This window comes from Amycolatopsis alba DSM 44262, from assembly GCF_000384215.1.
Lineage (GTDB): Bacteria > Actinomycetota > Actinomycetes > Mycobacteriales > Pseudonocardiaceae > Amycolatopsis > Amycolatopsis alba.
In genome coordinates, this window is sequence record NZ_KB913032.1 from 2,883,617 (window position 1) to 2,906,909 (window position 23,293).

Genomic DNA, 23,293 nt, shown 5'->3' on the forward strand with positions numbered 1-23,293 from the left:
TTATCTCGGCCAGGAAACGGTCCGGTAACGGCGCGCTGACCTGCACAAACACCCGAATCGCCACAGGTTGCGTGCTGTTACTGTGACGTAGGTCACAGCTCGAATAATTTCCGCTCGGGCCGTTCGTTACGTACCGTCGCTTTTCGGTTGGCCCCGACCGACCACGCAACACCGGGAACCCGTAGCGCCGAGCCCTGTCCAACGGATTCCCGGACCCAACCCCGAGCGAAAGCATTTCCGGACAGGGACGAGGGGACAGAGCCGACGCGTCGTGCGTCAGGCGAAGTCAGCCGGCCTGAAACGGTCGGCCAGACCCACGGGTCTTTCCCTCAGCACAGGCTCGTAGGCGCAGGGAGCGAGATTTACTCACATGTCGTACCGAGGCAAGCACCGCAAGATGTCCGCCGCCACCCGTCACATCGCCCGCGTCGCCATCGCGGGTGTCGCGGTCGGCGCTCCCCTCGCGATCGCCGCGACCCCCGCGTCGGCGACCAACTGGGACGCCATCGCGCAGTGCGAGAGCAGCGGCAACTGGAGCACCAACACCGGTAACGGCTACTACGGTGGTCTGCAGTTCTCGCAGAGCACCTGGCGCGCCTACGGTGGCACCGGCAGTGCGCACGGCGCTTCCCGCGAGCAGCAGATCGCCGTCGCCGAGCGGGTCCTGCAGGGCCAGGGCATCGGCGCGTGGCCGCACTGTGGCAAGAAGGGCGGCTCCGCCAGCCCCGCCAAGGCCAAGTCGACCGCCCCGAAGGCCACCAAGAAGGTGACCCCGAAGAAGTCGACCGCCCCGGTCGCCAAGCAGCAGGCCCCGGTCCAGGCGCCGGCCGCCAACGTCGCGAACTCCAACCCGGCGGGTGACTACACCGTCGTGGCAGGCGACACGCTGTCCAAGATCGCTTCCAAGTTCAACGTCCAGGGTGGCTTCCAGAAGCTGCAGGACCTGAACAAGGAATTCGTGCCGAACGCCGACTTCATCGTCGTCGGCCAGAAGCTCGCCACCAAGTGAGCTCTTGAGCACCAGTAAGTCGTGATGCCCGCGGGATTCCCCGCGAGGCCACGTCACGGCTGACAAGGCCCCACCGCGACATTCCCCCGGCGGTGGGGCTTTGTCGTGTTCGCGTGTCGTCCGTCCAGTCACCCGTGTCGTCCGTCGGATCACGCGCGCCGTCCGGCCGGCCACCCGTAACGGCCCAGCTCGGCACAAGGTGGTCGTGAGTGGCGGCGGTGTTGCGAAAGCCACTTTCGCAACGTTGAAGGTTGTGAAAGCCACTTTCGCAACATCCGAAGCCGGTACGCCAGCGAATCGCCACTCACGACCCCGAAGCGCTCCGCGGGCGGCTAAGGCGAGTTGACCCACTCGTCGCTGCCGTCGGTGAAGTGCTGATGCTTCCACACCGGCAGCCGCGCCTTGACCTCGTCGACCAGCTCCGAGCAGGCGGCGAACGCCTGGCCCCGGTGCTCGGCCGCGACGGCGCACGCCAGCGCGACATCCCCGATGACCAGCGCGCCCAGCCGGTGACTGACGGCGACCGCGCGCACGCCGGTCCACTTGCCCGACAGATCCGCGACGACCTCCGCCAGCACCTCCGAAGCGCTGGGGTGCCCTTCGTAGGCGAGCCGTTCCACCGACCGGCCGCCGTCGTGGTCCCGGACGACCCCGCCGAAGGTGACGACGGCGCCCGCGGCCGCGTCGTCCACCAGCCGGGCGTGCTCCTCGACCGAAAGCGGCTCGTCGACCACCGCGGTCCGTGCGACCCGAACGCTCACTGCTGTGCCTCCCGTGGGTGGTCGCCGCCCGCCAGCTGGTCGACGGCGTGGTCGAGGATCCCGTCCAGTACGCCCAGGCCGTCCTTCACGCCGCCGCGTGAACCGGGCAGGTTCACCACCAGGGTCCGTCCGGCGACGCCGGCGATCCCGCGCGAGAGCACGGCCGTGGGCACCTTGGGGAGTCCGGCGGCCCGGATCGCGTCCGCGACGCCGGGGAGTTCGTAGTCGAGGACGGCGCGGGTGACGTCCGGGGTGCGGTCCGTCGGCGAGATGCCGGTGCCGCCGGTCGTCACGATCACCTGGACCTCGGCTGCGACGGCGTCCCGCAGGGCCTCGCCGACCGGTTCCCCGTCCTCGACGACCACGGGTTCCGGCACGTCCCAGCCCCGTGCGGTGAGCCAGGCCGTGATGACCGGACCGGTCGTGTCCTCGTAGACGCCTTTCGCGGCGCGGTTCGACGCCACGATCACCCTCGCGACCCGGTTCACGGCCGCTCCCAGGTCCCGGTCTTGCCGCCGTCCTTGCGGATCAGGCGGACGTCGTCGAGGGTCGCCGCCGGATCGACGGCCTTGATCATGTCGTGCAGGGTCAGCCCGGCGACGGCGACGGCGGTCAGCGCCTCCATCTCGACACCGGTCCGGTCTTCGGTCTTCGCGGTCGCGGTGATGTGCACGGCGGTCTCGTCGAGGGCGAACTCGACCTTGACCCCGGACAGCGCGATCTGGTGGCAGAGCGGAATCAGCTCGGGCACCTTCTTCGCGCCCATGATGCCCGCGATCCTGGCGGTCGCGAGGGCGTCGCCCTTGGGGAGCCCGTCCGTGGCCAGCAGGCCGAGCACCTCGGCCGTGGTGTGCACGGTGCCGCCCGCCAGCGCGGTGCGGGCGGTGGGCGTCTTGCCGGAAACGTCGACCATACGGGCGGCGCCCGTATGGTCGACGTGGCTGAGTTCACTCACGCCAGCAGGCTAGTCCTCAGAAGACTCGCTGCTTCGAGCGAACCTCGTCGAGCGCCTTCTCGCGATCCTGGCGCTGCTCCGATGTCATCGAACCGAAGTACCCGCCGTTGTCCGCGGCGCAGGCCGTGTCGTGCGCGGGACGCTTTCCTTCCACGAGGAACCGGTTGACGGCGTTGTTGCCGCAAGCGTTCTCCGAGCTCAGCCAGACCCCGTGCCCGCCGTCGTCGACCGTCACCATCCGCGTCCGGTCGCCGAGCGCGCGCCTCATTTCCTTGGCCCCACCGAGCGGCGTCGCCGGGTCACGCAGGTTCTGCACCATCAAGATGTTCGACGGACCCCGGTCGCCGATCCGCACCTGCGGCTCGATCGGCTTGGACGGCCAGTAGGCACAGGCCCAGATGTTCGCCGCGGCGGCGCCGAACATCGGATACCTCACCCGGTCCTTCTCGACGTTGCGCTGGTAGGTCTCGACCTTCTCCGGCCAGTTCACGTCGTTGCACACCACGTGCAGCTGCGCGGCGAGGACTTGCGCTATGTCGATCTGCGCTTCCTGCGCGGTCTGCTTCATGACGCCTTCGCCGTCGAGCGCCTGCCACTGCTGCGCCAGGACCGGGAACGACCTGGTCGAGTACAGGTAACCGAACGTGCCCGCGCGGAAGGCCGCGCCGTTCACACCCGGAACGGCGCCGGTGTCGAGTTTGGCCGCGAGTTCGTAGAACTTCGCCGTCACCTGCTGCGGGGTCCGGCCCAGGCCGTAGCTCGCGTGCCGCGCCGCCGCCCACTTCGCGAAGTCCGGGAAGCGGTCCTGGAAGCCCTCCGCGAGCCGGCGCGATCCTGTCGGGTCGAGCCCGCCCGGTCCGGTCACGCTGTCGAGCACGACGCGATCGGTGTTCTGCGGGAACAGCGTCGAGTACACGGCGCCGAGGTAGCTGCCGTACGAGACGCCGTAGTACGAGAGCTTCTTCTCCCCCAGGGCCTCGCGGATGCGGTCCATGTCGCGGGCCGTGTTGGCCGTGGTGATGTACGGGAGGTTCGCGGCTGTCTTCGACTCACCGCACTGCTTAGCGACGGCCGCCACGGTCTTCGCCCGTTCCGCCACCGCCGCGGCGTCACGCGCGTACGGCGGGACGTTGCTGACCGCCTGCTCCGGTTTGAGGTCGCAGGTGACCGGCGTGCTGCGGGCGATCCCACGCGGGTCGAACCCGATGACGTCGTACGCGTCGAGCACGCTCGACGGCATGCCCGCGGCCCGGAGGCCGGCGGGCACGGACAGTCCGGGACCGCCGGGGCCGCCGGGGTTCGTCAGCATGATGCCGCGCCGCTTCGCCGGTTTGGTGCTGGCGAGTTTCGAAACGGCGATGTCGATGGTCTTCCCGTCCGGGTTCCGGTAGTCGAGCGGGACCTTCAAGGTGGCGCACGTCAGCCCTGGCGCGGCCACGTCCCCCGGACACGGCCCCCACTGGACGGACGAAGCCGCGGCGGACGCCGTCGCCGGTACGAGTACCGCCAAGGTGGCCGCCGCGGCCGTGAGTGTCCCGATCCTGCTCAGGACAGAGCGATTCATCCCCAACCCCTGTTCATGATCGACTTCCTGGTCGGAATCGAGCCTAGGAGGGGGCGTGTGCGGAGTCGTCACCCTGGAGTCGGCCACCGGGTCGGCCTCAGTGATGACGACCGCGGCCGAACGGAGCAAGGGACCTTTGCTATCGCGTCCTACTGCTTGGCCGCTTTCGCGGCCTTCTTCACGGCGTCGGCCACGGCCGGGGCGACGGCGCTGTCGAAGACGCTCGGCACGATGAACGAGGCGTTCAGTTTGCCGTTGTCCACGACGTCGGCGATGGCGTCGGCGGCCGCGAGCAGCATCGAGTCGTCGATGTGGTGCGCCTGCGCGTCGAGCAGACCACGGAAGACGCCGGGGAACGCGAGCACGTTGTTGATCTGGTTCGGGAAGTCGCTGCGGCCGGTGGCGACCACGGCGGCGTGCTTTCCCGCTTCGAGGGGGTCGATCTCCGGGTCCGGGTTGGCCAGCGCGAACACGACGGCGTCGGACTTCATGGTCGCGACCTGCTCGGCCCCGAACAGGTTCGGCGCGGAGACCCCGATGAACACGTCGGCGCCGACGAGCGCCTCGTGCAGCGTGCCCGCCTGCTGCTCTTTGTTGGTGTGCTCGGCGATCCAGGTCAGGTTGTCGTCGAGGTTGCCGCGAGCGGAGTGCACGATGCCATCGATGTCGGCGGCCACGATGTCGCCGGGGTTCTTGCGCAGCAGCAGGCGGATGATCGCCGAACCCGCCGCGCCGACGCCGCTGACGACGATCTTGCAGTCTTCGATGTTCTTCCCGACCACGCGCAGGGCGTTGCGCAGCGCGGCGACCACGACGATCGCGGTGCCGTGCTGGTCGTCGTGGAACACCGGGATGTCGAGCTGCTCACGCAGGCGCTTCTCGATCTCGAAGCAGCGCGGCGCGGCGATGTCCTCGAGGTTGATGCCCGCGTAGACCGGCGCGAGCGCCTTCGCGATCATGATGATCTCTTCGGTGTCCTGGGTGTCCAGGCAGACCGGCCACGCGTCGACGTCGGCGAACTTCTTGAACAGCGCCGCCTTGCCCTCCATCACCGGGAGCGCGGCGGCCGGGCCGATGTTGCCCAGCCCCAGTACCGCGGAACCGTCGGTGAGCACCGCGACGGTATTGCGCTTGATGGTCAGGCGGCGCGCGTCCTCGGGGTTCGCCGCGATCGCCTGGCAGACGCGGGCGACACCCGGCGTGTACGCGCGGGAGAGGTCGTCACGGTTGCGGAGCGCGACCTTGGGGCTGACCTCGATCTTGCCGCCGAGGTGGATCAGGAACGTCCGGTCGGAGACCTTGCGGACGCGGACGCCCGGCAGCGAGTCCAGGGTCTGCGTGATGTCCTGCGCGTGGTTCTCCGACAGGGCGTTGGCGCTGATGTCGACGACGATCGAGTCGGGGTGCGACTCGACGACGTCGAACGCGGTCAGCACGCCGCCGACCCGGCCGACGGCGGTGGTCAGGTCACCCGCCGCGGTGGACGACGCGGGGGCCTCCACCCGGACGGTGATCGAATATCCGGGACCGGGAACCGGCATGGCACTACCCCCGCTGAGGAACGCTCGAATAGGTCGATCGAAAACCTACTCCCGTGACGACCGCCACGAACCCTCGCAGGGGGTAACTGACCAGTAGCTTGCGCGCTGACAAAAACCCGCTGAAGGGGCAGGCCGAACCTGCCTCACCCCTCCGAAGAGGGCGCCCCTTCATCGGATTTCCGTGGGCCTTCGGCCCGAAAGAGGCGCGCGCGAGGGCCTGTTCGGGCGCGGAGCGCCCTCGGCAGGCCAGGCCAGTAGCTTTCTACCGGTTGATCTCGGTCTGGGGGTGCACGTAGGGCACCGCCTCGAGCGGGAAGGTCACGTCGCCGAACGGGGACAGTGCGCCCTGCCGATCCGATGCGAGCTCGGTGACGGGGTGCTCCCCGTCTTCACCGGGCCACGTCGGGTCGATCCCCGCGCGCTTCTTGTTCTCGCCCTTCGCCACAACGTCCTCCCGAGCATGGTCAAGCCGTTCTCAGGTGACAGTCTGCCCGAACGCGGCTGCCGGGCCACCACCCGCCCGGTATCCTGGTCTTCTATGCCCGCACCCTCCCTGGCGGACTGGCTGCGCCAGGAGTCCGACGACGCCCTCGCCGCGCTGCTGCGCACGCGTCGCGACCTGTCCACGCCACCCCCGTCCGACACCATCGTGCTCGCCACCCGAGCCGGCACGCCGGGCTCCGTCGCGCGCGCCTGCGAAGACCTCGACACCTTCACACTCGCCGTGCTCGACGCCCTGCTGCTCGCCGGCGCGGACACCGAACCGGTCGCCGCGGCCGAGGCCGCACGGCTCGTGGGCACCGGGATCGGCGAGCCGCTGGCGCTGCTGCGGACCAGGGCACTCGTCTGGGGTGAGGACGACGCGCTGCGCGTCCCGCCTTCGGCCCGCGACGCGCTCGGCCCCTTCCCCGCCGGACTGGGATCGTCTTCGCCCTCCCTCACCGGGACGGACATCGACGCCGCGCTCGCGGAGGTCGGCGAGGACGAGCGTGCGCTGCTGACGACACTGGCCGCCGGGCCGCCGATCGGCCGCACCCGTGACGCGTCGGCCGACGTCCCGCTGGAGCGGGCACAGAACCCGGTCCAGCGCCTCCTCGCCAGGGGGCTGCTGCTGCGCCGGGACGATCAGACCGTCGAGCTGCCGCGTGAACTCGGGATCGCCCTGCGCGGCGGGTCGGTGTTCGAACCGGCGTCGCTGCGCGAACCGGAACTCCCCGTCCATCCGCATCAGCGGTCCACAGTGGACTCGACGGCGGCCGGCGAGGCGATGGAGTTCTTGCGCCAGACCGAAAGCATGCTCCGCTCGTGGTCCGAGATGCCGCCGCCGGTGCTGAAGTCCGGCGGGCTCGGGGTGCGCGAGCTGAAGAAGCTCGCCAAGGATCTCGACGTCGACGAGACGCGGGTGACCTTGCTGGCGGAGATCGCGGTCGGCGCCGGACTGGTTGCCGACAGCGAAACGACCGCGCCGGAATGGGTGCCGACGACGCTCACGGATTCGTGGCTCGCGTCGCCGACGGCGCAGCGCTGGATGACGGTCGCGCAAGCCTGGCTCGAACTGCCCCGGCTGCCCGGTCTCGCCGGTGGGCGGGACGCGAAGGACAAGCCGATCGCGCCGCTGTCGGAGGACCTGCGCCGTCCGCTGGCGCCGACCTCGCGGCGGCGGATCCTGCTCGCGCTGGCCGCGCTGCCCGATGGCGCCGGCGTGAAGAGCACCGACGAACTGGCCGCCGCGCTCGCCTGGCGCGCGCCGCGACGGGGCGGTCGGCTGCGGGACGAAACCGTGCACTGGACGATGGCCGAGGGCACCGCGCTCGGCCTGATCGGGCTCGGCGGGCTGACCACGGCGACGCGGGCGCTGCTGGCCGAGGACCGGCCCGGCGCGGTCGAGGCGATGCTCGACGCGTTGCCGCGCCCGGTGGACCACGTCCTGGTCCAAGCCGACCTGACCGTGGTCGCGCCGGGGCCGCTGGAAGCCGAACTCGCGATCGAGATGACCGCCGTCGCCGACGTCGAATCGGCCGGGCACGCGACCGTCTACCGGATCACCGAGACCTCCGTGCGGCGGGCGCTGGACACCGGGCGGACCGCGGGCGAACTGCACCAGCTGTTCGCGGCGAAGTCGGCGACGCCGGTACCCCAGTCGCTGAGCTACCTGATCGACGACGTCGCCCGGCGGCACGGGCGGCTGCGCGGCGGGGCCGCCGAGTCGTTCCTGCGCTGCGACGACGCGTCACTGCTCGCGGAGGTCATGGGCAGCTCCGTCGCGGCGAACTACGGCTTCCGCATGATCGCGCCGACGGTGCTCATCAGCTCGTACCCGCTCGCCGACGTCCTCGACGCCCTTCGCGCCGCCGGATTCGCTCCGGCCGCCGAAGGGCCCGACGGACGCGTCATGGACATCAGGCCATCTGGACGTCGTCTGCCCGCGAAGGCGCGTGCCGCGCGTCGGGCGCCCGGAGAGCCTGCGGGGCTGTCAGACGATCAAGTCGGCAAGATCGTCGCTCACGTCCGGGCCGGTGACGCCGCTTCGGCGCGTCGTCGTGGCGAGACGGTGCGCGCGCCGCAGGGAGGCGGCGCCGGGGACACGTCCGCGACGCTGGCGTTGCTGTCACGGGCGACCGTGGAGCGCCGGGAGGTGTGGATCGGCTTCGTCGACTCACGCGGAACGGCGAGCCAGCGGGTGGTGCGGCCGCTGCGCGTCGGCGGCGGAGTTCTCGAAGGAACCGACAACGAGCGGTACCCGCTGCACCGGATCACCTCGGCCGCCCTCGTCGAAGACTGACCTACGCGAGCTGTTCGGCGCGAACGCGGACCGGACCGCGGCGTGAGCCTTCGCGATGGCGTGTGAGAGATCGTCGCCGTCAACGTCGGCCTCGATCTCCATGACCGCTCGCCCGGCATCCGCGGAGACCGCGTCACCTCAGGCTTGATGTCCCCAATGCCACGTTCGGGACGCTGAACGTCTCGAACGTGGCATTGGGGACATCAACCCCAGGCCGCGCGAGGGCGCGGGGGCGGGAAGGGGGGTCAGAGGGCCCGAAGGCCTTGAAGGACCCGCTCCATGAAGGCGCGCGAAGAGGAGTCGCCCAGGATCAGCTCGGTCTGGTGGATCAGCACCAGGCCCGCGTCCGCCATGTCGCCGACGAGCACCTTCACGACGCCCAGCGGCAGCCGCAGATGCGCGGCGATCTCGGCGATCGACCGGGTGTCCAGGCAGAGGTCGCAGATCTGCCGGTGCTCAGGAGTCCGCACGCCGCGGTACCGGCGGCCGTCCTCGCTGGTCGACACCAGCGCCTCCAGCGCCAGGTCGTGCGCGGTGCGGGTGCGTCCGCCGGTGCGCGTGTAGGGCCGGACACGGGAACCCGAAGACGGCAGGTAGACCGAAGCGGGTTCGGCCCTGGAGCGCGGCGGCGACTGGCGGATCGGCGAAGGCATCGAAACGGGCGAAGGGGCCGTCGGGACCGGCTCGGGCGGCGGGGCCGGGCGGCGGGGCATGACCGTGCTGATCGAGCTCAGCTCGAACCGGCTCGGGGAGTCGAAGGCCTCGCGATCGGTGCCTTGATAGAGGGAATCCCAGCCGGAGGGTTCCGGTTCGGTGAATCCGGTGATCTTCATCGGCGGTTACCCACGTACGCCGCCCTGCAGCTGCGCCCGCAGCTCGGGGGTGATCTGCTGCCCGACCCGCTCGACGAGCAGGGTCATCTCGTAGGCCACGGTGCCGATGTCACAGGTCGGCGCCGCCAGTACGGCGAGTGACGAGCCGTCTGCGACCGACATGAGGAAGAGGTACCCGCGTTCCATCTCGACGACGGTCTGGTTGACCCCGCCCGCGTCGAAGCAGCGCGCCGCGCCGGCGGTGAGGCTGATCAGTCCGGAGGCGACCGCGGACAGCTGTTCGGCCCTTTCCTGCGGCAGTCCTTCCGACGGCGCGAGGAGAAGCCCGTCCGCGGAGACCAGCACGGCGTGCGCCGCACCGGGAACCCGGCGCGCGAAATCCGTGATGAGCCAGCCGAACGAGCTCTGCTGCTGCCCGGATGCCGTCACAAGTCCCTCCTCGCTGCGTCAAGACCACCTGGGCGGCGTGGTCCGGGCGTCTTCCGCCGACCAGCACCGATCCGGTACGGCCGGGCCCGAAGACACCTCCACCCAGCGTATTCGTCCCGCCGATCGTGTCGAGCCCGCCACCCGGCGGAGGGTGTTAACCGAACGTAAACGTCCAGCCGCTCACCGCGTCGACTTATCGCGAACCACGCATTCGTGGGTCACCCCTTGGTGGACTGGCGCGACCAGGCGTGAATCGATATCCGCGCAGGTCATCGCCATTTCGGTCGCCCGATCAGGCAAGGCGGTCACCGGATCGCGTGAAAGGGGTCGCCCGCGTTCGATCCGGCGGGTGGCGCCACTCCCCGAAGCGGGTGAAGCCTGCCGAGTTCACTCCAACGGCCGCATCCGCTCCGGGCATTCGTCTGTTTTTACCCCGCGCGCAACGCCGAGTCGTGTGCGATGGCGTGCTGCACGACCGAGATCAACACCTGCTTGGCGGACTCACGTTCCCGCGCGTCACACGCCATGATCGGCACGGACGGTGAGATCGTCAGCGCGTGCCGGACGTCCTCGATCTGGTGGTGCAGCAGCCGGTCGAAGCAGTTGATCGCCACGACGTACGGCAGCTTCCGGTTCTCGAAGAAGTCGATCGACGGGAACGCGTCGGCGAGCCGCCGCGTGTCGACCAGCACGACGGCACCGATGGCGCCGACCGCGAGGTCGTCCCACATGAACCAGAACCGGTGCTGGCCCGGCGTACCGAACACGTACAGCACCAGATCCGAGTCCAGCGAAATACGGCCGAAGTCCATGGCAACGGTCGTCGTCGACTTGTTCGGGGTGGCCGAATTGTCGTCGACGCCGGTACTGGCCTCGGTCATCATGGCCTCGGTGGTCAGCGGATCGATTTCCGATACCGCTCCGACCAGCGTGGTCTTCCCCGAGCCGAATCCGCCAGCGACCACGATCTTGGCCGACGACGTCGGCCCGGCCACCTGCGGCGCATTCGCGTCGGAGTCAAATTCTCCGAAGCCCACTGAGCACCCTCTCCATGAACTCGATACTGGGCCGGTCACCCACGTTCTGGCTGGCGGTGTGCACCAGGACCAGGCCGAGGCCGGCCACGTCTCCGATCAGCACCCGGACCACGCCGAGCGGCAGGCGCAACAGCGCCGCGACTTCGGCGACGGACCGGGTGTCCAGGCAAAGGTCGCAGATCGACCGGTGTTCGGGGACGCGTACCCGGTCGAGTACCCGTCCCTGTTCGCTGGTCGAGATCAACGCCTCGATGGCAAGGTCGTACGTCGGCTTGGTCCGTCCCCGCGTGCGGAAGTACGGCCGGACCAGGCCGGAGGATTCGACGTCGGTGGTGTACTGCTCGTCGACGAACTCGTTCTGCGCCTGCTGCGGCAATGCCGCGGCGAGCGGGTCGGCGGCGGCCGCCGCCCTTCGTTCCTCCTCCTTGTCGAAGGAGAACCTGGCGAACTCGCCCGAGTCGTAGAGCGGGCCGCTGCCACCACCGAACAGTTCGGCCCCAGGCCCGCCGAGCAGACGTTCCCGGTAGTCCGTGACGCTGAAATCGGCGGGTCCCTGTCCCGCGTTCGAATCGGTCAGCCAGCGGGAGGCCTCGTCCGGGGACACGGGGTCATCGTCTGACCCCTGTGCCCGGCGCGAGCGCCATTCGCGGTCGACCCGGTCCCGGAAGGACGTCCAGTCCTCCCGGCCGTCGTCACGTTCCGACCACCCGCCGTTGAAGTCGTCACCGAGCCGGCCATCGCCCCTCAAGCGCCCGTCGTCCACGGCATTCTCCTCGGTTCCCGGTCGCTCAGCGGCGGACCGACGCGCCCTGCAGCTGCGCGCGCATCTCCGGTGTCAGCTGTTGCCCCACCCGTTCCACCAGCAGGGTCATCTCGTAGACGACCAGGCCGATGTCACTCTCCGGCGATCCGAGGACCGCCAGGCAGGAACCGTCGGACACCGACATCAGGAAGAGGAAGCCATTGGCCATCTCGACCACCGTCTGCGCGACCGTGCCGCCTTCGAACACCTTGGCCGCACCGCGCGCGAGGCTGGTGAGCCCCGACGCGACCGCGGCGAGCTGATCGGCCCTGTCCTTGGGAAGACCCTTCGACGAGGCCAGCAGCAAACCGTCCGCCGACACCACCACGGCATGCGCCGCGCCAGGGACCCGGTGCACGAAATCCGTGATCAGCCAGGCAAAGCTGCTCGTGTGTCCTTTACCCTGCGCCTGGCCGCCAGGCTGCGCCGGACCACCCGGCTGCATCGCACCCGCCCGTGTCACTGTCACTCCTTACTGCTGTCATCGGCAGGGGAATCCGCACCCCTGCCAGTCACCGGAACGCCGTTCTCATCCAGCGCATCGAGCGGGCGGTCCTTCAACGCGTGCCGTCCCGACTTGTAGCCCTGCTGGAAGCTTGCCATCCGGCTACGGGCCGCCGTCGCCGAGCGGGCGATCGCACCCGTTCCCGGCATTCCGGAAGTCTTGTCGGCGAACGAGTCTTCCTTCTTCGGCTCGTTCCCGCCGATCGAACCGGGGACGAGGTACTGGTTCGGCACCCGTTTGGGCAGGCCCGCCGAGGTGATCTCGTCGTTCCGATCTTCGTACAGGACCTGCGCCGCCTGCCAGCCGTCGTCCGACGCGCTGCGCCAGCCATTGTCCTGGAGCACCGTCTCCGGCGGAACACTCTGCGGGGTCCGAGTGGGCAATGCCTCTTCGAGAGTGTCCTCGACGACGGGTTCCGCCGCTTCGGCGGCATCGTCGCGGGTCTGCTCGGGCACGTCGGACGCGACCGGCTCGGTGTAGGTGGTCGGGGTGTCGCTCCCGGCCTCGTCACCTTCGCTGAACCAGCGCGAGAGCACCGACTGGTAGATCGGCAGCCGCCGGGTGGGCACGTCGTCGTCGAGCGCCGACTTGCCCGTGTCCGAAGGCTCCTCGGGACGGCGCGGCGGCTCGGGCGGGGTGTACCTCGGCTCCCGCTTCGGCAGCACCAGCGACGCGAACTGCGTGTCCGTGCCGCTGGAGGCACCGTCACTGTTCGCAGGCTGGATGTCGTCGGCCGTCGGCCAGGCCGGGGCCTCCTCGGCGGGCGCCGCGGGGCTGAGGAACGGCCCCGCCGCGTTCTTGCCCGCGACCAGGTCGTCGAGACTGATCGGCTGGTCGAGCGGGACGAGCCCGCCCTGCTGCGCGACCGGCTGCGGAGCCGGCGGCTTCGACGGCGGCGGCGGGGTCATCTCCAGGCCGCGGTCGGAGGCCGGGATGCTCGGCAGCGAACTCGACATCTCGGAGACCGACGGCAGCGACGGCATCGAAGGCATCGACGTTTCCGAGCGGTTCGGCGGCGGCGGAGTGTTCCGCAGGCCGGGCCGCATCTGCGTGAGCAGCTCGGCGGGCACGACGACCCGCGCGATCACGCCGCCTTCGATGTCCTCGTTCTCCCGGAGCCGGACCTCGATGCCGTGGCGGCGCGCCAGGCGCGCGACCACGTACAGGCCCATCCGCCGGGTCACCGAGACGTCCAGGTCCGGCGGGTCGGCCAGGCGCTGGTTGACCTCGGCGAGCCGCTCGTCGGTCATGCCGACACCGTGGTCGGTGACCTGGATGGCGAGCGCCTTCTTGCGGGTGATCACCGCGCGCACGGTCACCTTCGTCTCCGGCTCGGAGAAGTAGGTGGCGTTGTCCAGCAGCTCCGCGAGCACGTGCACGAGGTCGTGGATCGTCAGGCCCTGGACGGCGACCTCGGGGACGATCCCGATCTCGATCCGGGCGTACTGCTCGATCTCCGAGACCGCGGCGCCGATGACGTCGGCGGCGGGCACCGGCTTGGGCACCGACTTCGCGAGACCGGCGCCCGAGAGCACCAGGAGGCTTTCACCGTTGCGGCGCAGCCGCGTGGCGAGGTGGTCGAGCTCGAACAGGCTGGCCAAGTGGTCCGGGTCCTGCTCGTCGGCCTCGAGCCGGTCGATGACGCCCAGCTGGCGTTCCACCAGCCGCTGCGACCGGCGGGACAGGTTCACGAAGATGCCGTTGACGTTCTCGCGCAGGAGGGCCTGTTCGGCGGCCATCTTGACGGCCTGTTCGTGGACGACGTCGAACGAACGCGCCACTTCACCGATCTCGTCACGCGACGTGACGGGCACCGGCTCGACCGACCGCTTCGAGGCGTTGACCGGGTCCGGGTCGTCCAGGATCGCTTGCACGGTTTCCGGCAGTCGTGTGTAGGCGACGTCGAGCGCCGTCTTCCGCAGCACCCGCAGCGGGCGCAGCATCAGGCGGGCGATGACGAGCATCAGGAACAGCGCCGCGAGCAGGGCCAGCAGCACGATCGCGCCGCCGATCCAGGCCGAGTTGATCGCGTCGGTCGCCAGGCCGTCGGCCTGTGACCGCAGCTGGCCGAGCAGGTTGGTCTCGACCGCGCGCAGCTTGTCCAGCGCGACCCGGCTGTCGTTGCCGAGCGCGACGTTGTCGATCGACGGCGTCTGGTTCTGCTGTTGCAGCGAGAACGCCATCGTGGTGATCCGGCGGCGGTCGTCGACCTCGGGACCGGAGAAGGTGTCCGAGTAGAGCTGCCGCTGTTCGGGGCTGGCGTTGGCGATGAAGGCCGCGGTCGAGGCGTCACCACTGGCGACCGCCGACCGCGCCTGGTCGAACAAGTCTCCGGGGAACGAGGAGCGGAAGGAGGCGATCAGCAGCGCCGCGTCACCGCGGGCGATGAACTCCTTGCTCTCACTGATGGCCTGCACGGTGACGCCGAGCCGGAGCACGTCGCGGTTGGCCACCGCGGTGGTCACCTCGCGGCCGAGCTGGACCAGCGAGTCGAGGATGCCGGAGTAGGCGATCAGGACCGGGGTGTCGCCCAGCAGCGAGGTGTTCATCGCGCCACGCAGGGGGCGCAGGGCGTCGAGCCGCTGCAGACCACGCGAGTAACGGTCCCTCGTGTCCTGGTCGTCCGGGTTGATCTGGTTCGCCGAAGCCCGCAGGTCGTCGATGGCACGGTCGACCTTGGCGATCTGCGCGTCGAGACCGGTCTGCCGCGACGAGTCCTGTGAGGAGCTCCGGGCGACCGCGAGCGCGCGCTCGCTCTGCAGCTCGTGGACCACGAGCGTGATCTTGTCGGCGAACGCGACCTGGTCGGCCGTGTCCTGGAACCGGGCCGCCTCGCCGCTGTCGTCGATCACGCGCAGCGTGCCGAGCGCGAGCGCGGTCAGCGTCGGGATGATCAGGACGGCCGCGAGCTTGGATCGCAGACGCCAGTTACGCAGGCCCAGGAACGACCCGGCCACCTTCCCGCCAGGACCGTCTCCGGTTTCCCGCGCAGGGGTCCCTCCCACCCCCGCGGTGTCTTCGTTCGGCACCGCCGCACCACCATCATCTTCATCCGGGCCGGGAAAGCCCATTTTGGACATGCCGTACTTCTGCTGTCTGGGTCGGTTGTCGGAGACCACTACCCGCACGCTCCTGCCACCCGGCAGGGGGACGTATGACGCGAGTGCTCACTCTGACGAATGAGGAAGTCGTCTTTGACGCAGTCTCTCAAGTGCACTTGGCCGAAATCCCGCCTGGCGTCATTGGTCTGTTCGGCCTAACCCGCCAGTGCGCGAGCGCGCACCAGTGAAGCACGGACGTGTTCGAAGTGTTCAACACAGAGTGCCTTGCACCTCGGGAAAGGTCCAGAGCGTTCGGCCATCCAAGGCACTCTCTTTCACTACATCAGTGGTCCACACCTCACTACCGGTGCATGAGGGTAGCGAACGGTAGCCCCAGATGTAACCCTTTGGACAAGACGGCCAAGAAGACACCGGACGGGTCTTGACCTGTCCGCGCTCAACCGTCAACAAGTCCCCGGCATGAACACGCCCAGTTGTGTTCACTTCTGACAAACAGCCTGTTCGGGTGATTGTTACCACTTGGGATCATGGGATGACCACCCATTGTGAGCGCGTTGTCCGTTCTCTACAGTGGGCCCGTGGCTTGAGACAAAGAGTCACTTCCGAATTCCACACCAGGTCATGTCATCACGTGACCTCCCCTCGATCAGGAGCACGACTTGCTTTCGAAGAAGGCCTTGAGCGCCAGCCTTGGGCGGCGTGGGGCCATCGCGCTCGCGATGGCGGCCGTCGTCACGACGTCGGTCGGTGGCTGCGGTCTGCTCGGCGGGGACGAGTCGTCCTCCTCCGGCGGCTCCGGGAACCTCGAGAAGTCGAAGATCAAGGTCGCCGTGATGTCGACCATCGACCTCGCGCCCCTGCGGCTGGCCCAGGACGGCGGCTACTTCAAGAACGAAGGCCTCGACGTCGAGGCGGTCGAAGCGGGTACCGGCCAGATCTCGCTGACCAAGCTGATCGGCGGCGAGGTCGACATCGCCTACGCGAGCTACACGCCGTTCTTCATCGCGATGAGCAAGAACACCGCCGACATCAAGCTGGTCGCGGACGCCTCCTCCGCCGGTCCGAAGAGCACGATGCTGGTCACGCTGCCGACGTCGTCGGTGAAGAGCGTCGCCGACCTGGCGGGCAAGAAGATCGGCATCACCGCGCCGAACACCGTGTCCGACACCCTGTCCAAGTCGGTCATGAAGGACCACGGCGTCGACGCCTCCAAGGTCAGCTGGGTGCCGGTCCAGCTGCCGAACATCGGCGCCGCGCTCAAGAACGGCGACATCGACGCCGGCTTCCTGACCGAGCCGTTCATCACGCAGACCGCGAAGCAGGCGGGCACCGTCCCGGTCGTGGACACCGCCACCGGCGCCACCCAGGACTTCCCCACCGCGGGCTACGGCTCGCTCGGCAAGTTCGTGAGCGAGAACCCGAAGACCCTGGCCGCCTTCCAGCGCGCCATGCAGAAGGCCACCCGCGACGCGGCGGACCGCTCCAAGATCGAGCCGCTGCTGGTCAAGTACGCCAGGATCGACCAGGACACCGCCGCGCTGACCACGCTGCTGACCTTCCAGTCCACCTTGGACCCCCGCCGGATCCAGCGGGTCCCGGATCTGCTGCTGCAGATGGGCGCCATCCCGACCAAGATCGACGTCGCCCCGATGATCGCGGCCCAGGCCACGAGTTGATGACGCGCGGTTACTCCGAATAGCCGCCTTATCCGGAATTCGGTCACTGAAAGTAATCTTGTCCAAGCGGGTGATCAAGTGATCGGGCGAATGGCCTAAAATGATCACCCGCTCACGACACCCATTGTGAGCAGGTGGGCAAATCTCTAAGGTGACCGCGTGCCTGGCGAAATGAAGCCACGACACGGATGAAAAAACCCAAACGGTGATTCATTGTTTCCGAGGAGCTGGCTTTGTTTCGAAACGCCATGAGCAGGAGTGGTGCACGTAGAGGACGGAGTGCCGTCGGCGTCGCCCTGAGCGCGCTCATGCTGGCCACATTGGGCGCCTGTGGCGCTCTCGGCGGTGACGACACGTCCAAGGCGTCCGGTGGTGACGGCGCTCTGGAGAAGCCGAAGATCAAGGTGGCCCTGCTGCCCGTCGTCGACCTCGCGCCGCTGCGGCTGGCGCAGGAAGGCGGCTACTTCAAGAACGAAGGTCTCGAGGTCGAAGCGGTCGACGCCCCCAGCGGTCAGCAGGCGATGACCAAGATGATCGGTGGCGAGGTCGACATCGCCTTCTCCACCTACATGCCGTTCTTCGTCGCGAAGAGCAAGGGCGCGGCCGACATCCGGCTCGTCGCCGACGCCGTCTCGGCGAGCCCCAAGAGCAACGCGGTCGTCACGGTGCCGACCTCGACGGTCAAGACGATCAACGACCTCGCGGGCAAGAAGATCGCGATCACCGACAAGAACACCGCCTCCCACCTGCTCACCGTGTCGGTGATGAAGGACCACGGCGTCGACACCAGCAAGGTCCAGTGGGTGCCGATGCAGCTGCCGAACATCGCCGCCGCGCTCTCTTCGGGCCAGGTCGACGCGGGCTACCTGCCCGAGCCGTTCCTGACCCAGGCCTCCAAGGTCGTCGGTGCCACCCCGGTCGTCGACATCGCCACCGGCGCCACCACGGACTTCCCGCTGGCGGGCTTCGGCGCGCTCGGGTCCTTCGTGGACAAGAACCCCAAGACGCTCGCCGCGTTCCAACGCGCACTGGCCAAGGCCGTGCGCGATTCGGCCGACCGTTCCAAGATCGAGCCGATGATCGTCAAGTACGCCAGGGTCGACGCTGAAACCGCGTCACTGCTCACGCTGCCGACGTTCGGGTCCACCCTGGACGCCCGTCGCCTGCAGCGCGTGCCGGATCTGCTGCTGCAGACCAACGTGATCGCGGCCAAGCTCGACGCCGCCCCGATGCTCGCCCCTCAAGCTGGATAAAGGTAAAGGTGTCACGACTTCTCCGTGCCCTGGCCGGTCTGGCCGGTTTCTTCCTCCTGTGGGAAGTGATCGTCCAGGCCGGCCTGGTCCGTAAAGAGTTCCTCCCCCCGCCGTCCGTCGTCTTCGTGACGATCCTCGAACAGTTCGGGGAGACTCAGTTCATCCGGGACCTGATCGCCACGTTCCTCGCGTGGGCGATCGCCCTGCTCATCGCGGTCGCCATCGCCGTGCCCGCCGGTCTGCTGCTGGGCAGCATCCCCGGCCTGCGCACCGCGACCGCGGTGGTCGTCGAGTTCCTGCGGCCGATCCCCGCCGTCGCGCTGATCCCGCTGGTGCTCCTGCTGATCGGCGGCGGCCCCGAGGCGAAGATCACGCTGGCCGTGTACGCGTCGTTGTGGCCCATCATGTTCAACACGATCTACGCGCTCGGCGAGATCGACCCCGTGCTGCTGGAGACCGCGAAGGCCTGCGGCACGAACAAGTTCCGGACGCTGACGTCGGTGGCGCTGCCGCATACCGCGCCGTTCGTGTTCACCGGGGTCCGGCTGTCCGCCAACATCGCGCTGATCGCGGTGGTCAGCACCGAGTTCCTGGCGGGCGCCAAACTCGGCATCGGCAACTTCATCATGCAGGCCAGCACCGGTTCCACCAGGTTCGACCTCGTGCTCGCCGGCACCGTGGTGGTCGGCGCGCTCGGCTTCCTCATCAACGGCGGGCTCGAAATGATCGGCAGGCGGGCGTTCCGCTGGAGCACGGTCGACCGGGAGGCGGTCTCGTGACGACCCTGACGCTGACCAGCCGCGTCGGCAGGCGCGTCGGCCGGGGCCTCGGCATCCTGGTCCGCAACTGGCTGCTGTTCTTCGCCCTGCTCGGGCTCTGGGAGCTCGCGACCAGGCTCGCGGAAAGCCCCTTCTTCCCGCCGCCGACCGAAATCGTGGCCAGCTCGGCCAAACTGTGGTTCACCGGTCCGGCCTCGCAGCTGTTCCTGACCGACACCGTGTTCGACAACGTCCTGCCGAGCCTCGGCCGCACACTCGGCGGCTGGCTGCTGGCCGGTGCGCTGGGTGTCGCGCTGGGTGTCGTGCTGGGCCGGTCCAAGCACGGGATGGACTACGTCGGCCCGCTTTTCGCGTTCTTCCGCTCGGTGCCGCCGCCCGCGCTGATCCCGGTCTTCATCGTCCTTTTCGGACTCGGGCCGGGTATGCAGACCGGGTCGATCATCTTCGGCGCGATCTGGCCGGTGCTGCTCAACACCGTGGACGGCGTCCGGTCGGTGGACCAGGTGAAGGTCGACACCGCGAAGTCGTTCCGGACCCCGCGGTCGTACTGGGTGCGCTCGATCGTGCTTCCCGCCGCCGGGCCGAAGATCTTCGCGGGCCTGCGGCTGAGCCTGTCCATTTCGCTGCTGCTGATGGTGATCTCGGAACTGGTCGGCTCCTACAACGGCATCGGCCGGTCACTGATGGACGCCCAGCAGGCGTTCGACTTCCCGCTCATGTGGTCTTGGCTGGTCCTGCTCGGAATCCTCGGCTTCGGGTTCAACGCGGCCTTCCTCGCGGTGGAGCAGAGAGTGCTTCGCTGGCAGCCCACCCGCAACGGCCGTATCTAGTACTTCTCGAAGGGTCAGCAAGATGTCAACCATGCTCGAAGTCTCCGGGCTGAACCACCGGTACGGCACGGGAGAAAAGGCGCACGTCGCGGTCAACGACCTGTCGTTCACCGTGGAGGCGGGTGAGCTCGCGAGCATCGTGGGCCCGTCGGGCTGCGGCAAGTCGACGCTGCTGCGCTGCATCGCCGGGCTGATCAAGCCGACGTCCGGCCAGGTCAGCCTGCACGGCGAAGCCATCTCCTCCGGCGTTCCCGACGACCTCGCCGTGGTGTTCCAGGACTACAGCCGCTCGCTGTTCCCGTGGCTCTCGGTCGCGAAGAACGTCGAGTTCCCCTTGCGGTGGCGTAACTTGAGCCGCTCCGAGCGCCGTACGCGGGCGCAGGACGCGCTGGATTCGGTCGGCCTGTCCGGGGTCGGCTCGAAGTTCCCGTGGCAGCTCTCGGGCGGTATGCAGCAGCGTGTGTCGATCGCGCGGGCGCTGGCCAGCAGGCCCGCCCTGCTGCTGATGGACGAGCCGTTCGCGTCGGTCGACGCGCAGACGCGGTTCGAGCTGGAGGACCTGACCCGGCGCGTGCAGCGCGAGAACGGCAGCACGGTTCTCGTGGTCACGCACGACATCGACGAGAGCGTCTACCTGTCGGACCGGGTGCTGGTGCTGTCGAAGTCGCCTGCCAGCATCGTCGCGGACCTTCCGGTCGGGCTGCCCGCGGACCGGGACCAGATCACCACGCGCGAATCGGCCGAGTTCGTCACGCTGCGCGGTGAGGTGGCGCGGCTGCTGCACGGCGGTGCCCCCGAGGCGGCCGCCGCCGCTTCGGACGCGGCCGAGTACGACCTGGCGCAGCAGGAGGCGGCCTCCGACGCTGCTGCTGAGGTCCGCGCCAAGTCCTAAGTACGTGAAGGCCTCCTTCCCTACCTTCAGGGTAGGGAAGGAGGCCTTCACGGACATTCTGGCCGGGTGGGCCGGGATGTCTTGAAGGCCCCCTTTGTGACGCTCAACGTCCTGAAGGGCCCTTGAGGACATAAGGCGCCTTCAGCCCACTCCGAACGTCTCGTCAGGTCCGTGAAGGCCTCCTTGAGGGACTCTGAGTCCCTCAAGGAGGCCTTCACGGATCGCTTCTCAGTACAGGGTGCGCGGGTTCGCGTCGATGCGGACGTGCACCAGATGCGGCCGCTCGTCCGGCAGCGCGGCTTCCAGCACCGGCTTGAGGTCCTCGGCCTTCTCGACGACCGACGTCCCCAGGCCCAGGCTCTTCGCCAGCGCGGGGAAATCGATGCCGCCGAGGTCGACGCCCGGCACCTTCTCGCCACCGGCCGCCTCGCCGAGGATGCGCACGGCTGCGTACTCCGAGTTGTCGAAGATCACGAACGTCACCGGCAGGTTGTGCTGCGCCGCCGTCCACAGTGCCTGGACGCAGTACATGCTCGACCCGTCGCCCAGGATCGAGACCACCTTGCGGTCCGGGCGGGCCAGCGCGGCGCCGACGGCGGCCGGGAGGCCGTAGCCGAGGGTGCCGCTGGCGACGGTGAGGAAGCCGGTGTCGGTGGACTTGATCGGCAGGTGGTCGTGCAGTTCGTTGCGGTGGCTCGGCGTCTCTTCGACGACGATCGCGTTGTCCGGCAGGATTTCCGAGATCGTGGCGTAGGCGAAGCCTGGCGTGATCGGCGTGACCGCGGCGGGCTTTTCCAGCCGGGTGCGGGCCTTCGGCGCCTCACGGGGTGCGGCACGGTCCAGCAGTGCGCGGATCGCGAGCTTCGGCGTCGACCGGATCCCGGTTCCCTCGGCCGCCCTGGCGAGAATCTGCTCGTCGTCGCTGATCAGGAACAGCGGCGGCAGCGCGGTCTCCGACTCGCCCCGGTACACGTGGTAGGTGAACGCCGGGGCGCCGATGACGACCACCAGGTCGTGCTCGACCAGCGCGTTCGCGAGCATTTTCCGTTCCGGCTGCAGGAAACCGAAGAACTGCGGGTGGTCCTCGGGGAAGGAGCAGCGCGCGCCCATCGGCGGCGCCCAGACCCCGGCGCCCACCTTCTCGGCCAGCGCGACGACGTCCGGCACGGCGCCTTCACCGTCGATGCCGGGGCCGACCACGATCGCCGGGCGCTCGGCGGCGTCCAAGGCGGACACCAGTTCGTCCAAAGCGGACGGGTCGGGCGCGAAGCCGCGGATCGGCGGCCGGGAGACGATCGGTTTCGTGGTCTCGACGTCCCAGTCGTCCACCGGAACCGAGACGAACACCGGACCCATGGGCGCCTGCGTCGCGATGTGATACGCCCGCGCCAGCGCCGCCGGGACGTCCTCGGCCCTGGCCGGTTCGCAGCTCCACTTGACGTACGGCTTGGGGAAGTTCGTCGCCTCGACGGCGCCGAGGAAGGGGTCGTCCGGCAGCAGCGACCTGGTCTGCTGTCCGGCGAGGATGATCAGCGGGGCGTTGTTGCGGTACGCGGTGAAGACGTGCCCGAGCGCGTGGCCGACGCCGCCCGCGGAATGCAGGTTCACCAGCGCCGGCCGTCGCGAGGCGCGGGCATACCCGTCGGCCATCGCGACGACGGACGCCTCGTGGAGCGCGAGCACGTAGGTGAAGTCGTCCGGCCATTCCGTGAGGAAGGCGATTTCGGTCGTGCCGGGATTGCCGAAAACCGTGGTCAGGCCCAGTTCGCGCAGCAGTTCCCTGGTCGCGTCACGTACGGTGCGGGTAGCCATGGGGCACACGGTATCTCGTCACGGACCGATAGTTGAAGATGCAACCTCATATCACCGTGTGTGGTCTGGACCTGACCCCATGCGTACGCCTCAGTCCTTGACCAGGGTCGCCCATTCGCGCACGGCGGCGACGTCCACATCGGACTCCCAGCCGCCGGGCCGGACCGCGCTGCCGACGTGGAAAGCACGCACCCCGCCCGCCCGCAGCAGATGCACCTGCTGCGCCCGCAGGCCGCCGCCGACCAGCAGCTGCGGCCCGTCCGTCCGGCGGGCGAGCCGCTGCAGCACCGAAAGACCGTGCGCCACACCGTGCGGATGCCCGGCCGCGAGCACCGTGTCGCAACCGAGCGCGGCCAGCTGGTCGTAGGCGCGCAACGGGTCCCGCGCGCGGTCGATGGCGCGGTGGAAGGTCCACGGCAGCCCGTCGAGCTCCTTGACCAGTGTCTCGCAGGCGTCGACGTCGATCTCGCTTTCCAGGTCCAGGAACCCGAAGACGAACTCCCGCGCGCCCGCGTCGATCAGCCGGACGGTGTCCGCGCGCAACCCGTCGAGGTCACCGGCGGCGAAGGACATGTTGTCGCGCAGCATGACCCGCACCGGGAGATCGGTGGCGGCGAGCACGTCGCGCAGCGTCCCGGCCGACGGCGAAAGACCGTCGCTGGCCATGTCGCTGACCAGTTCGAGACGATCGGCCCCGCCCTCCTGTGCGCGCTCCGCGTCCGCCGCGGTCAGCGCGATCACTTCCAGCAGGCCGGTTTTCGAACTCATGGA

General features: G+C 69.0%; 19 protein-coding genes and 1 pseudogene. 7 read left to right on the forward strand and 13 right to left on the reverse strand.

The features are described 5' to 3' along the window. Nucleotides 1-370: 370 nt before the first annotated feature. A complete protein-coding gene (locus tag AMYAL_RS0113550; protein ID WP_020631851.1) occupies nt 371-1,009 on the forward strand; it encodes a LysM peptidoglycan-binding domain-containing protein in 639 nt (212 codons plus the stop codon). Between the two features lie 332 nt (nt 1,010-1,341). Here the strand turns inward: AMYAL_RS0113550 and AMYAL_RS50800 are convergent. The 5 genes and pseudogenes from AMYAL_RS50800 to AMYAL_RS0113580 form a co-directional block, all read right to left on the reverse strand. After that, nucleotides 1,342-2,258, reverse strand: a pseudogene (locus AMYAL_RS50800) (molybdenum cofactor biosynthesis protein MoaE). Then, complete coding sequence (gene moaC, locus AMYAL_RS0113565) at nt 2,255-2,725, reverse strand: cyclic pyranopterin monophosphate synthase MoaC (RefSeq protein ID WP_007033386.1); 471 nt, start codon at nt 2,723-2,725, stop codon at nt 2,255-2,257. The pseudogene AMYAL_RS50800 and the gene moaC overlap by 4 nt, the downstream one beginning before the upstream one ends. A gap of 16 nt (nt 2,726-2,741) precedes the next feature. After that, nucleotides 2,742-4,289, reverse strand: a complete 1,548-nt coding sequence (locus AMYAL_RS0113570; RefSeq protein ID WP_020631852.1) for an alpha/beta hydrolase — start codon at nt 4,287-4,289, stop codon at nt 2,742-2,744. Nucleotides 4,290-4,438: 149 nt separating this feature from the next. Continuing rightward, nucleotides 4,439-5,830 carry an NAD-dependent malic enzyme gene (locus AMYAL_RS0113575; protein WP_020631853.1) on the reverse strand — a complete coding sequence of 464 codons (1,392 nt, stop codon included), beginning with the start codon at nt 5,828-5,830 and terminating at the stop codon, nt 4,439-4,441. A 262-nt stretch (nt 5,831-6,092) separates the two neighbouring features. Continuing rightward, nucleotides 6,093-6,275, reverse strand: a complete 183-nt coding sequence (locus AMYAL_RS0113580) for a hypothetical protein (RefSeq protein ID WP_020631854.1) — start codon at nt 6,273-6,275, stop codon at nt 6,093-6,095. 93 nt (nt 6,276-6,368) lie between these two features. Between AMYAL_RS0113580 and AMYAL_RS0113585 the strand changes: the two genes are divergently transcribed. After that, nucleotides 6,369-8,612 carry a helicase-associated domain-containing protein gene (locus tag AMYAL_RS0113585; protein ID WP_020631855.1) on the forward strand — a complete coding sequence of 748 codons (2,244 nt, stop codon included), beginning with the start codon at nt 6,369-6,371 and terminating at the stop codon, nt 8,610-8,612. Between the two features lie 245 nt (nt 8,613-8,857). Here the strand turns inward: AMYAL_RS0113585 and AMYAL_RS0113590 are convergent, their stop codons facing one another. From AMYAL_RS0113590 to AMYAL_RS0113615, 6 genes are all read right to left on the reverse strand, one after another. Beyond that, entirely contained in the window at nt 8,858-9,445 is a 588-nt protein-coding gene (locus tag AMYAL_RS0113590; RefSeq protein WP_020631856.1) for a DUF742 domain-containing protein, read from the reverse strand. Nucleotides 9,446-9,451: 6 nt separating this feature from the next. After that, the gene (locus AMYAL_RS0113595) at nt 9,452-9,874 is read right to left on the reverse strand and encodes a roadblock/LC7 domain-containing protein (RefSeq protein WP_020631857.1); all 423 of its coding nucleotides are present in this window, start codon (nt 9,872-9,874) and stop codon (nt 9,452-9,454) included. 428 nt (nt 9,875-10,302) lie between these two features. Continuing rightward, nucleotides 10,303-10,911, reverse strand: a complete 609-nt coding sequence (locus AMYAL_RS0113600) for a GTP-binding protein (protein ID WP_026467043.1) — start codon at nt 10,909-10,911, stop codon at nt 10,303-10,305. After that, the gene (locus AMYAL_RS0113605; RefSeq protein ID WP_020631859.1) at nt 10,892-11,674 is read right to left on the reverse strand and encodes a DUF742 domain-containing protein; all 783 of its coding nucleotides are present in this window, start codon (nt 11,672-11,674) and stop codon (nt 10,892-10,894) included. Before AMYAL_RS0113605 ends, AMYAL_RS0113600 begins: the two co-directional genes overlap by 20 nt. 25 nt (nt 11,675-11,699) lie before the next feature. Continuing rightward, complete coding sequence (locus tag AMYAL_RS0113610; RefSeq protein WP_085939650.1) at nt 11,700-12,158, reverse strand: roadblock/LC7 domain-containing protein; 459 nt, start codon at nt 12,156-12,158, stop codon at nt 11,700-11,702. A 20-nt stretch (nt 12,159-12,178) separates the two neighbouring features. Beyond that, entirely contained in the window at nt 12,179-15,298 is a 3,120-nt protein-coding gene (locus AMYAL_RS0113615; protein WP_026467044.1) for a sensor histidine kinase, read from the reverse strand. Between the two features lie 641 nt (nt 15,299-15,939). Between AMYAL_RS0113615 and AMYAL_RS0113620 the strand changes: the two genes are divergently transcribed. The 5 genes from AMYAL_RS0113620 (at nt 15,940) to AMYAL_RS0113640 (ending at nt 20,710) form a co-directional block, all read left to right on the forward strand. Continuing rightward, on the forward strand, nt 15,940-16,956 hold the full coding sequence (locus AMYAL_RS0113620; RefSeq protein WP_020631862.1) for an ABC transporter substrate-binding protein: 1,017 nt from the start codon (nt 15,940-15,942) through the stop codon (nt 16,954-16,956). Nucleotides 16,957-17,264: 308 nt separating this feature from the next. Then, nucleotides 17,265-18,209, forward strand: a complete 945-nt coding sequence (locus AMYAL_RS0113625) for an ABC transporter substrate-binding protein (protein WP_020631863.1) — start codon at nt 17,265-17,267, stop codon at nt 18,207-18,209. 8 nt (nt 18,210-18,217) lie between these two features. Then, nucleotides 18,218-18,988: an ABC transporter permease gene (locus AMYAL_RS0113630; RefSeq protein WP_020631864.1), complete on the forward strand. Its 771-nt coding sequence runs from the start codon at nt 18,218-18,220 to the stop codon at nt 18,986-18,988. Then, a complete protein-coding gene (locus AMYAL_RS0113635; protein WP_020631865.1) occupies nt 18,985-19,818 on the forward strand; it encodes an ABC transporter permease in 834 nt (277 codons plus the stop codon). Before AMYAL_RS0113630 ends, AMYAL_RS0113635 begins: the two co-directional genes overlap by 4 nt. A gap of 22 nt (nt 19,819-19,840) precedes the next feature. After that, nucleotides 19,841-20,710 carry an ABC transporter ATP-binding protein gene (locus AMYAL_RS0113640; RefSeq protein ID WP_026467046.1) on the forward strand — a complete coding sequence of 290 codons (870 nt, stop codon included), beginning with the start codon at nt 19,841-19,843 and terminating at the stop codon, nt 20,708-20,710. 228 nt (nt 20,711-20,938) lie between these two features. Here the strand turns inward: AMYAL_RS0113640 and mdlC are convergent, their stop codons facing one another. Both mdlC and AMYAL_RS0113650 read right to left on the reverse strand, forming a co-directional pair. After that, on the reverse strand, nt 20,939-22,522 hold the full coding sequence (gene mdlC / locus AMYAL_RS0113645; protein ID WP_020631867.1) for a benzoylformate decarboxylase: 1,584 nt from the start codon (nt 22,520-22,522) through the stop codon (nt 20,939-20,941). A 90-nt stretch (nt 22,523-22,612) separates the two neighbouring features. After that, complete coding sequence (locus AMYAL_RS0113650) at nt 22,613-23,290, reverse strand: copper homeostasis protein CutC (protein ID WP_020631868.1); 678 nt, start codon at nt 23,288-23,290, stop codon at nt 22,613-22,615. Between the last annotated feature and the right edge of the window lie 3 nt (nt 23,291-23,293).